At 62.4% G+C, this 11,380-nt stretch carries 6 protein-coding genes; 5 read left to right on the forward strand and 1 reads right to left on the reverse strand.

From position 1 onward, the window contains the following. The first annotated feature begins 905 nt into the window (after positions 1-905). From KQH55_RS03770 to thpR, 3 genes are all read left to right on the forward strand, one after another. The gene (locus KQH55_RS03770) at positions 906-5,630 is read left to right on the forward strand and encodes a glutamate synthase-related protein (RefSeq protein WP_235090223.1); all 4,725 of its coding nucleotides are present in this window, start codon (positions 906-908) and stop codon (positions 5,628-5,630) included. Between the two features lie 107 nt (positions 5,631-5,737). Next, on the forward strand, positions 5,738-7,204 hold the full coding sequence (locus KQH55_RS03775) for a glutamate synthase subunit beta (protein WP_235090224.1): 1,467 nt from the start codon (positions 5,738-5,740) through the stop codon (positions 7,202-7,204). A gap of 46 nt (positions 7,205-7,250) precedes the next feature. Beyond that, the gene (gene thpR, locus KQH55_RS03780) at positions 7,251-7,820 is read left to right on the forward strand and encodes an RNA 2',3'-cyclic phosphodiesterase (protein WP_076796849.1); all 570 of its coding nucleotides are present in this window, start codon (positions 7,251-7,253) and stop codon (positions 7,818-7,820) included. 47 nt (positions 7,821-7,867) lie between these two features. Here the strand turns inward: thpR and KQH55_RS03785 are convergent, their stop codons facing one another. After that, a complete protein-coding gene (locus tag KQH55_RS03785) occupies positions 7,868-9,589 on the reverse strand; it encodes an ABC transporter ATP-binding protein/permease (RefSeq protein WP_235090225.1) in 1,722 nt (573 codons plus the stop codon). A 403-nt stretch (positions 9,590-9,992) separates the two neighbouring features. Here KQH55_RS03785 and KQH55_RS03790 point away from each other — a divergent pair, with 403 nt between their 5' ends. After that, positions 9,993-11,165 carry an FAD-dependent oxidoreductase gene (locus KQH55_RS03790; protein WP_076796851.1) on the forward strand — a complete coding sequence of 391 codons (1,173 nt, stop codon included), beginning with the start codon at positions 9,993-9,995 and terminating at the stop codon, positions 11,163-11,165. A gap of 3 nt (positions 11,166-11,168) precedes the next feature. Continuing rightward, positions 11,169-11,366, forward strand: coding sequence for a sulfur carrier protein ThiS (thiS, locus tag KQH55_RS03795; protein WP_076785602.1), 198 nt, complete (start codon positions 11,169-11,171; stop codon positions 11,364-11,366). Positions 11,367-11,380 lie beyond the last annotated feature (14 nt).

The following is an 11,380-nucleotide window of genomic DNA, read 5'->3' on the forward strand; positions in this document are numbered from 1 at the left end:
GTCGTCGGAGGCAGGTCGCCCAGGCGAGGCAGGGCCGGGTAATGGGCCGTGCGCACGGAACACGCAGCCGGGGCGGGCCACGACCGGCCTCGGCGCTGCTGACACGGGGGCGAGCAATGGCGCTTCGGCACGGGCATCGGGGGAGGGACCGGCCAATGGTAGTTCGGAAACGGATCCTCCCACTTCAACGTAGGGCGCCCCTTTCAGCGGCGGCTCCATCAGCAGCAACTCGCTTAGTGGTGGCTACTGATGGTTTCTCGGTCGCGGCGTTACGTCCGATATTTCTATATCGAGTAGTCCCTTGTCGGTTGGTTTCGCATGGGCCGCCTCCATGGGGTAGCTTACATAAGTCAGCCTACATGAGGTAGCTTACATAAGTCAGCCTACATGAGGTAGCCGACATGGGCGGTCCATTTCGAGAAGTTGTCTCCTCGGGCGTTTCCCCTCCGACACTCCCCTCTTCGGTATCCCCCCTCCGGCTCCTACTCGAGCGGCACGGTAGCCTTGGACCGAGCGTACGACGTACAGGCCCGTAATGATGCATTAAATGCAGAACGGCCAGAGGTAGAGGTGGTGCGTTTGGGTTGTCACGCGGACGCTGTCCTGATCGGCGAAGCAGGCACACTAAGGTGTATTGGGGCGCGTCACATTGATATGGAACCAATTTATTAAAATAAAAATGGACACAAATATTATAGGGGACGTATCAGTCTATTTTTATTGGCGTCCTATTGATTCGTCGCGTATATTTGATTTCCAGCTGATTCATCGCTTCCGTGTCCACAAGTCGCGGCCGCTCCTGATCCAGCCGACATGCGCCGAAAACACTCGCAGCGACAGCGACGCAGCGCTCAAGCGCGAGTTTTCCGGCCGGTTGCATGGCCAATCACAATCACGGTGTCCCCATGAAAGACGCAACACAACCGACCGTCGGCCAGGGCTTGCCCGAAGCACAAGGCCTGTACACGCCAGAAAACGAACATGATGCGTGTGGCGTCGGCTTTGTGGCCCACATCAAGGGTCGCAAACGCCACGAAATCGTGGAGCAGGGTCTGAAAATTCTCGATAACCTGGATCACCGCGGCGCGGTGGGCGCGGATCCGCTGATGGGCGACGGCGCCGGCATCCTGATCCAAATTCCGGATGCGTTCTATCGCGAGGAGATGGCGCGGCAGGGTGTGACGTTACCGCCGTGCGGCGAGTACGGCGTTGGCATGATTTTTCTGCCCAAGGAGCACGCATCGCGCCTGGCTTGCGAACAGGAACTCGAGCGCACGGTCAAGGCCGAGGGGCAAGTGGTACTTGGCTGGCGCGACGTGCCAGTTGACGGCACGATGGAAATGTCGCCGATGGTGAAGGCCAGCGAGCCGGTGATCCGCCAAATCTTCATTGGTCGTGGCAAGGACATCATGGTCACCGACGCGCTTGAGCGCAAGCTGTACGTGATCCGCAAGACGGCCAGCCACCGTATCCAGGCGCTCAAGCTCAAGCATGGCAAGGAGTATTTCGTGCCGTCGATGTCGGCGCGCACGGTTGTCTACAAGGGGCTGCTTCTGGCGAGGCAGGTGGGGATCTACTATCGCGATCTGCAGGACGCGCGGGTTGTGTCGGCGCTTGCGTTGGTGCACCAGCGTTTCTCGACCAACACGTTCCCGGCGTGGGAGTTGGCGCACCCGTATCGGTTGATTGCGCACAACGGTGAAATCAACACGGTCAAGGGCAACGTCAACTGGCTGAACGCGCGCACCGGGGCCATCGCGAGCCACGTGCTCGGCGCTGATCTGCCTAAGCTGTGGCCGCTAATCTACCCGGGACAGTCCGATACAGCCTCGTTTGACAACTGCCTCGAATTGCTGGTGATGGCGGGCTATCCGCTGGCGCACGCGGTGATGATGATGATTCCGGAGGCGTGGGAGCAGCACGCGCTGATGGATGAGAATCGCCGCGCGTTCTACGAATATCACGCGGCGATGATGGAGCCGTGGGACGGTCCGGCGGCGATCGCATTCACCGACGGTCGTCAGATCGGCGCGACGTTGGATCGCAACGGCTTGCGTCCGGCGCGCTACCTCATCACCGATGATGACATGGTGATCATGGCGTCCGAGGCCGGCGTGCTGACAATCCCCGAGTCCAAGATCGTCAAGAAGTGGCGCCTGCAGCCGGGCAAGATGTTCTTAATCGACATGGAGCACGGCCGCATCATCGATGACAAGGAACTGAAAGACAATCTGGCGAACGCGAAACCGTACAAGAGCTGGATCGACGCGGTGCGCATCAAGCTGGACGCAATCGAGCCGAAGTCGGAGGACGTTGTGGCGGCGGCTGAGCCGCAGGGTGCGCCGGTGTTGTTGGACCGGCAGCAGGCGTTCGGCTATACGCAGGAGGACATTAAGTTCCTGATGGCGCCGATGGCGCAAGCCGGCGAAGAGGCGATCGGCTCGATGGGCAATGACTCGCCTCTCGCAGTGATGTCGAACAAGAACAAGACGCTGTACCACTACTTCAAGCAGTTGTTCGCGCAGGTCACGAATCCGCCGATTGACCCGATTCGCGAGAACCTGGTGATGTCATTGGTGTCGTTCATCGGGCCGAAGCCGAACCTGCTCGATACGAACAACATCAACCCGCCGATGCGGCTGGAAGTGTCGCAACCGGTGCTCGACTTCAAAGATATCGCGAAGATCCGTGCAATTGGCGAGTACACCGGTGGTAAGTTCAGTTCCTACGAATTGACTATCTGCTATCCGGTCGCGTGGGGCAAGGCCGGTATCGAGGCGCGCCTGGCGTCGCTGTGTGCTGAGGCAGTCGATGCTGTGCGCTCCGGCTACAACATCTTGATCGTATCGGATCGCAAGACCGACCGGGACAATGTCGCGATCCCGGCGTTGCTCGCGACCTCGGCGATTCACAGTCACCTGGTGGCGCATGGGTTGCGCACGAGTACGGGCCTGGTGGTCGAGACCGGTTCCGCGCGCGAGGTTCATCACTTCGCGCTGCTCGCCGGTTATGGCGCTGAGGCGGTGCACCCTTATCTGGCGCTCGAGACGCTGGTGGCGATGTCCAGCGGCCTGCCGGGCGCGCTGTCGGCCGACAAGGCCATCCAAAATTTCACGAAGGCGGTCGGCAAGGGCCTGCAGAAGGTCATGTCGAAGATGGGCATCTCAACCTACATGTCGTACACCGGCGCGCAGATCTTCGAGGCGGTGGGCTTGTCCAGCGAACTGGTCGCCAAGTACTTTAAGGGCACCGCATCCAGCGTTGGCGGCATTGGCTTGTTCGACGTGGCGGAAGAGGCGATCCGCCTGCATCGCGATGCATTCGGTGACAACCCGGTTCTCGCGACGATGCTTGACGCTGGCGGCGAGTACGCGTACCGCGTGCGTGGCGAAGACCACATGTGGACGCCCGACGCGATTGCGAAGCTGCAGCATTCGGCGCGCAGCAACTCGTATCAGACGTATAAGGAGTACGCACATATCATTAACGACCAGACCCGCCGTCACATGACGTTGCGCGGCCTGTTCGAGTTCAAGGTCGATCCTGCCAAGGCCATTTCGCTCGATGAAGTCGAGCCGGCCAAGGAGATCGTCAAGCGCTTTGCAACCGGTGCGATGTCGCTTGGCTCAATCAGTACCGAGGCGCATGCGACCTTGGCAATCGCGATGAACCGCATCGGCGGCAAGTCCAACACCGGCGAAGGCGGCGAGGACGAGCGTCGGTACCGCAATGAGCTGCGTGGCATCTCGATCAAGAATGGGGATACGCTCGGCTCGGTCATTGGTGAAGAGGCGGTCGTCGTCGATATTCCGTTGCGCGATGGCGATTCGCTGCGCTCGAAAATCAAGCAGGTCGCATCGGGTCGTTTCGGCGTGAGCGCCGAGTACCTAAGCTCGGCCGACCAGATCCAGATCAAGATGGCTCAGGGCGCCAAGCCGGGCGAAGGGGGTCAGCTGCCCGGACACAAGGTGTCGGCGTACATCGGCAAGCTGCGCTACTGCGTGCCGGGTGTCGGGCTGATTTCCCCGCCGCCGCACCACGATATCTATTCGATCGAGGACCTCGCGCAGCTGATCCACGACCTGAAGAACGCCAACCCGCGCGCTGGCGTATCGGTGAAGCTCGTCTCTGAAGTCGGCGTGGGCACGGTGGCGGCGGGCGTGGCCAAGGCCAAGGCCGACCACGTTGTGATCGCGGGCCACGATGGCGGTACGGGCGCATCGCCGTTGTCGTCGATTAAGCACGCCGGCACGCCGTGGGAGTTGGGCCTGGCCGAGACGCAGCAGACGCTGGTGCTCAACAAGCTGCGCGGCCGGATCCGCGTGCAGGCCGACGGACAGATGAAAACCGGCCGCGATGTCGTGATCGGCGCGCTGCTGGGCGCCGACGAGTTTGGCTTTGCGACGGCGCCGCTGGTCGTCGAAGGCTGCATCATGATGCGCAAGTGCCATCTGAACACGTGCCCCGTGGGCGTCGCGACGCAGGACCCGGTGTTGCGCGCGAAGTTCCAGGGCCAGCCCGAGCACGTGGTGAACTTCTTTTTCTTCGTGGCCGAGGAAGTGCGCGAAATCATGGCGCAGCTCGGGATTCGCCGCTTCGACGAACTGGTCGGTCGGGCCGATTTGCTCGATACGAAAAAGGGCATCGCGCATTGGAAGGCGCGTGGTCTCGATTTTTCGCGGATCTTTCATATGCCTGAGGCGGGCGCCGAGGTGGCGCGCCGGCACGTCGATACGCAGGACCATGGCCTGGACCGGGCATTGGATCATGTGTTGATCGACAAGGCGAAGGCGGCGATCGACAACGGTGAGCATGTGTCGTTCATTCAACCGGTGCGTAACGTGAATCGCACGGTCGGCGCGATGCTCTCAGGGGTGATCGCGCGCAAGTATGGGCACGATGGCCTGCCGGACGATACGATTCACATCCAGTTCAAGGGGACGGCGGGACAAAGTTTCGGCGCATTCCTAGCGCGCGGCATCACGCTGGACCTGGTCGGCGACGGCAACGACTATGTGGGCAAGGGGCTCTCGGGTGGACGCATCATTGTGCGTCCGACCAATGACTTCCGCGGCAAGTCAGAAGAGAACATCATTTGCGGCAACACCGTCATGTATGGCGCGATTAAGGGCGAGGCGTACTTCCGGGGCGTTGCGGGTGAGCGCTTCTGCGTGCGCAACTCCGGTGCGACGGCGGTCGTTGAGGGCACCGGCGACCACGGTTGCGAGTACATGACCGGCGGCACCGTCGTCGTGCTCGGCGAGACCGGCCGCAACTTCGCGGCGGGCATGTCGGGAGGCGTCGCGTACGTGTTTGATCCGGGCAACACGTTCGCGACCCAATGTAATCAGGCGATGGTCGCGCTTGAGCCGGTGCTGCAGCAGGCCGAGCAAGAGCGCACTGTTGATCCGGCACTGTGGCATCAGGACCAGACCGACGAGGCGTTGCTCAAGGGGCTAATCGAGCGCCACTTCGAGTTCACCGGGTCGCCGCGCGCCAAGGCGCTGCTCGAGAACTGGGATACGTCGCGGCGTCAGTTCGTCAAGGTGTTTCCAATCGAGTACAAGCGTGCCTTGGCCGACATCGGTGCCAAGAAGAAGGCGGCGAGCGCGCCGAGCCTAGCGGCCTGACGGCTTGCGCACCGACGCGACGGCGGATGCGCCGGCAAGTCAACGCACGACAGCCCCGCCGCGGTGCAGCGGGCTGCCCCTCAATAGGTATTGGTTAAGAGAAGCTCATGGGCAAGGCAACCGGTTTTCTCGAATATGAACGCCGCCACGAGGCGTATGAACTCCCGTTAGAACGCGTGAAGCACTGGAAGGAATTCGCGCATGCGCTGACCGACGAGGACGCAAAAATCCAGGGCGCACGCTGCATGGATTGCGGCATTCCGTTCTGCAATAATGGCTGTCCGGTAAACAACATCATTCCGGACTTCAACGACCTCGTGTTTCGCCAGGACTGGAAGCAGGCGATCGAGGTGTTGCACTCGACGAACAATTTTCCAGAGTTGACCGGCAGGATCTGCCCCGCGCCGTGCGAGGCCGCCTGTACGCTGAATATCAACAGCGACGCGGTGGGCATCAAATCGATCGAGCGCGCGATCATCGACAAGGCGTGGAGCGAAGGATGGGTCGCGCCGCAAGTGCCCAAGCTGAAGACCGGTAAGAAGATCGCGGTGGTGGGATCCGGGCCCGCCGGGCTGGCCGCCGCGCAGCAGCTGGCGCGAGCCGGTCATGAGGTAACGGTGTTCGAGAAAAACGACCGGATTGGCGGCCTGCTGCGCTACGGCATCCCCGACTTCAAACTGGAGAAGTGGCAGATCGACCGCCGCATGCGTCAGATGGAGGCCGAAGGCGTGACGTTCCGTACTGGCGTGTTCATTGGCAAGGAGCCGTTGCCGACGACGATCAACAATGCGGCGAAGGACACCCTGTCGCCGGACGAATTGCGCGAACAATTCGACGCAATCGTGATGGCGGGCGGTGCCGAAACGCCGCGTGACTTACCGGTGCCGGGCCGCGAGTTGGCTGGTATCCACTTCGCGATGGAATTCCTGCCGCAGCAGAACCGGGTCAACGCTGGCGACAAGCTCGCGGATCAGTTGCTCGCCAAAGACAAGCACGTGGTCGTGATTGGCGGCGGAGACACCGGGTCGGACTGTGTCGGCACGTCGAACCGGCACGGCGCGAAGCGTGTCACGCAGTTCGAATTGCTGGCGCAGCCGCCGCAGGAGGAGGACAAGCCTCTCGTGTGGCCGTACTGGCCGATCAAGCTGCGCACGTCGTCGTCGCATGAGGAAGGTTGCGAGCGCGATTGGTCGGTCGCGACCAAGCGTTTCGAGGGCAGCAGAGGCAAGGTCGAAAAGCTGATCGCTGCGCGCGTCGAGTGGAGGGACGGCAAGATGCAGGAGGTGCCCGGTTCCGAGTTCGAAATGAAAGCAGACCTGGTACTGCTTGCGATGGGCTTCACGCAGCCGGCGGCAGCGATGCTCAATGCGTTCGCCGTTGACAAGGATCAGCGCGGCAACGTGCGGGCTGGCACCGACGGCGAGCGTGCGTATCACACGTCGGTCGACAAGGTGTTTGCTGCTGGCGACGTGCGTCGGGGGCAGTCGCTGGTAGTTTGGGCCATTCGCGAAGGTCGCCAATGCGCGCGCGCGGTGGACGCGTTCCTGATGGGGGGCTCGGAGTTGCCGCGCTGAGTTTGAGTCGGGCGTAGCAGGGCGGCTTTGCCGTAGGGGATCATCGATGGATGTCAGACTGCAGCGTTGCTTTGTTGCACTCATTCCCGACTCCGGCGCTCTCGATGCCATCGACGCATGGCGCGCTCCATGGCGCGCCGGTCATATGGCAGGCGTCAGATGGACGCCGCGTGAGCAGATTCATCTGACCATACGGTTTGTTGGCGCACTGACGCCGAGCGGGGGAAAACGGCTGATCGACGAATGGCCGACGCTGACGCCGGTGCCGGACAGGCTGCCCACCTCGCATGCCGCGATACTGCCCAGCGCCAGGCGGGCGCGCGTGTATGCGCTTGAACTGATCAGCGCGCCGGCGTTCCTCGCGTGGGCGGCTCGCGTCGACGTGCTGCTGGAGCGGGTCGGTGTGCCCGCCGCTGCGCGGCCGTTGCGGCCGCATCTGACCCTAGCCAGGCTGCGCGGCGATCCGCCCGCGCCGACGCATGATTTCGAAGCGGTGCGTCCCGTGCCGCCGTTGATCACCTTTGCTACGCTGGCGTTGGTCAGCAGCACGCTGACGCCGGCCGGATCACGCTACGCGACGCTCGCGGCGGTTCCGGCCGGGCGCAGCCAGGCGTGACTGCGCTATGCGCGCGTGGGGCACAGCCGTTATCACGCTGCCGCACGTCAGTTATCGCGTACCACTTCGATTGTTTTGTCATGCATCGCTTGCACGGACTCCCGGTGCGCGACACTGACGATGGCCGCGTGAGCTAAACGTTGCGTCAGCACGTGGTACAGCGCCGCCTCGGTGTCGAGGTCGAGCGCGCTGGTCGCCTCGTCAAGGAACAGGAAATCGGGCTTTTGCAACAGCACGCGGGCGATCGCCAGGCGTTGCTGTTCGCCTGGCGACAGTACGCGCTCCCAATGGTCGCTCACGCCGAGCTTATCGACTAGTTCGCCCAGCCGGCAGGCGCGCAGCACGTCGGCACAGTCCGCGTCGGTGAACGCGTCAGCCGCCGCCGGATAGCACAGCGCGCCCTTGAGTGTGCCGATTGGCACGTAGCTTTTCTGCGGCGCGAACATCACCCGTGCGTTGACGGGCATCTCGATGGTGCCGCTGCCAAATGGCCATAGGCCGGCCAGCGAGCGCAGCAGTGTGCTTTTGCCGGAGCCCGACGCGCCTCGCACTAGCACCCGCGAGCCGGGCGCGATGGCAAACGAGCCGATCGTCGACAGCGGCGTGCCATCCGGGCGCATCAGGCGCAGCGCCTGCACGCGCAATACCGTTGTATCGGCCATCCTCGTGTGAATGCCGCCGTGTTCGGTGGCCCGCGACGTCGACTCGAGCAACTGCGGCTGCGCCATAATGCGCCGGAATTCCTTGAGCCGGTTAGTCACAGCGCGCCATGCGGCCAGCGTCGAGTAGCTGCTGATGAACCATGAGAACGAGCTGCTGACGGTACCGAACGCGCCGATTATCTGCTGATAACCGCCGTAGCTGACCGCCTTCGCGAAGTATTTCGGCGCGGCGGCAATGAACGGGAACACAATGGCCAGTTGCGAATAGCTGACCACGACTAGGTTCAGACGCCGCGTATAGCGCATGATCATCCGCCAATTGTCGCGAATGTGCCCGAAGGCGCCTTGCAGCGCTTTTTCCTCGGAGCGCTCGCCCTCGTACAGGGCAATCTGGTCCGCATTCTCGCGCAATCGGATCAACGAGAAACGAAAATCCGCTTCGACCCGTTGTTGTTGGTAGTTGATCGACACGAGTGGATGGTTGACGCGATGCGTGACATACGAGCCGATCACCGCGTAGAGCAAGGCGGTCCACACCATGTAGCCGGGTAGTGTCACATCGGTGCCAAACACGGTGAAGCTGAGCGGGCCGGCCAAGTGCCACAGGACATGGCTGAACCACAGCAACGTGACGGACGTGGATAGGAAATCCAGCGAGAGCGCCAGCGTCGTGTTCGCCAGTTCCTGTAGGTCCACTGAAACCCGCTGGTCCGGGTTATCGGCGAGCTTGTCGCGCTCAATCCGATAGTACGCACGGCCCGACAGCCACTCGTGCATGTATTGCGTGGTGAGCCACTGGCGCCAGCGAAATTCCAGCATCTGCCGGAAGTATGTCCGGTATGAACCGAGCAGGATCATCGCCATCGCGATCGTGGTAAATTGCAGCAGCGAGTGCTTGAACACCGGATAGTTGTACTGCTGGATCGAGTCGAAGAACACACGCTGCCATGTGTTGAACCATGCGTTGACTGCCACCATGGTCATGTTTATCGCGACCACAAGCGCGAGCAGTCCCCAGGCGATCCACTTTTCGTCTGACACCCAATACGGTTTGATCAGGCTCCACGTGGTAATACGCTCGTTGTTGCCTGATGCGGGTTGATTCATAGGGTTCCTCAAATGTAGGGTTCCTCAAATCGGTCCATTCATCGGTGCGCCGCTGCGTCGCACTGTCGCGGGCGTCGCGACGGTGACCGACTCGTGTCAGTACGGATTGTTCCGGCTACCGCTTAATTCCGGCTTAAGGCGCGTGGCGGCGCACGCTCCGGCAGCGGCGATTGCGCGACATTGTGCCAGAGCAACGAATTGCGGCCCGCAGCGGTTTTGTGATTTAATAAAAAGAGTTTCTTCGCACCCGATCCGGGTAATATCGGCGCGGGAAGTTTCCGATTCTGTCTTGCCGTGAGGGAGCGGACGTGCCTGCCGGCGCGCCACTGTGGTTAGGCCCCGCACGTGAATCTCGCCGGTTTCGTCCTTGTACCCCGATTCCCGTACATAGGATTCGATTGCCGTGCACCAAACCGACCCCTTTTCAAAAACCGCGTGCCACGCGGCGCCGACGCCCGATGTCGCAGTCTTGGGCGGTGGCTTGTCCGGTCGTCTCATTGCGTGGCGGCTCGCGCGTGCGGGCCATCGCGTCGCGCTGTATGAGCAAGGCGAGCCGAGCGGACGCAGTGCGGCAGCGTGGGTCGCCGCGGCCATGCTCGCGCCGCTGGCCGAAGCTGCCAGTGCCGAGCCGTTGCTGGTGGAGCTGGGCGTCGCGTCGCTCGAGCGCTGGGCCGAATGGCTGCCGCAGTTGCCACAACCGGTATTCTTTCAGCGCAACGGCACGCTGATTGTTTGGCATGCGGCCGATCGCGCCGAATGGCCATTGTTCGAGCAGCGCGTGCGTGTGAACGCGCCCATGACGATGCTGCGCGACGGCATTGTCGCACTGCACGGCGCTCAGGTCACGCAAGCCGAGCCGGCGCTTGGTACGCGCTTTCATGACGCGCGCCTGCTGCCTGGCGAGGGACAACTGGACAATCGGCAGTTGCTGGCGGCGCTGGGGGCCGCGCTCGACGAGTTGCATGTCGACACGCATTGGCATACCTGCGTGCGCGAGGATGCCTTGCCTGCTGCCGCTCTGGTGATCGATTGCCGTGGACTGGGTGCGAAACGGGCCTGGTCCGGTCTGCGCGGTTTGCGGGGCGAAGTCGCGCGGGTCCATGCGCCGGGCATTGGTTTGAGTCGGCCGGTGCGTCTGCTGCATCCGCGCTATCCGTTGTATATCGCGCCCAAGCAGGACGATCACTATGTGATCGGGGCTACCGAGATCGAGGGCGAGGATATGTCGCCGGTGAGCGTGCGCTCGGCGCTCGAGTTGTTGTCGGCGGCCTATTCGCTGCATCCCGCCTTCGGCGAGGGCCGGATCCTCGAGTTGAATGCGCATTGCCGGCCCACACTGCCGGACCATCGTCCTGCGCTGTCGTGGGATGGCGCGTCGGTGTTGCGCGTCAATGGCCTGTACCGCCACGGCTATATGATTGCGCCTGAGGTGGTGTGCGAAGCCGTGGCGCTCGCGCACGCGTTGCTCGATGCTCAGGTGCGAGATCCGGACGGTTTCGACGCATGGCGTGCCGCCTCTCGCTGGCCGATGCTTTACCGTGCGGCTGCGCTGCAGCCGTGCTTGACTGATGCATGAACCATGGATATCCAGATCAACAACCAATCTTTCTCGTTGCCCGACGATGCGCGCCTTGCTGACGCGCTGGCTTCATATGGTGCAGTGCCGCCGTACGCGGTCGCGATCAACGGCGAATTCGTGCCGCGCGCGCAGCATCCAGCGCGTGCGCTCACGCAAGGTGACCGAATCGACGTCGTAAAGCCTGTGGCAGGCGGATGACGCATTGGCGGCAT

Origin of the sequence: Mycetohabitans sp. B3 (assembly GCF_021498065.1) — a bacterium.
Lineage (GTDB): Bacteria > Pseudomonadota > Gammaproteobacteria > Burkholderiales > Burkholderiaceae > Mycetohabitans.

What these genes read in the sequence shown, in the direction of transcription:
- thiS (WP_076785602.1), top strand. Translation starts at nt 11,169, where the DNA reads ATGGATATCCAGATCAACAACCAATCTTTCTCGTTGCCCGACGATGCG.
- KQH55_RS03775 (WP_235090224.1), top strand. Translation starts at nt 5,738, where the DNA reads ATGGGCAAGGCAACCGGTTTTCTCGAATATGAACGCCGCCACGAGGCG.
- KQH55_RS03770 (WP_235090223.1), top strand. Translation starts at nt 906, where the DNA reads ATGAAAGACGCAACACAACCGACCGTCGGCCAGGGCTTGCCCGAAGCA.
- thpR (WP_076796849.1), top strand. Translation starts at nt 7,251, where the DNA reads ATGGATGTCAGACTGCAGCGTTGCTTTGTTGCACTCATTCCCGACTCC.
- KQH55_RS03785 (WP_235090225.1), bottom strand. Translation starts at nt 9,589, where the DNA reads ATGAATCAACCCGCATCAGGCAACAACGAGCGTATTACCACGTGGAGC.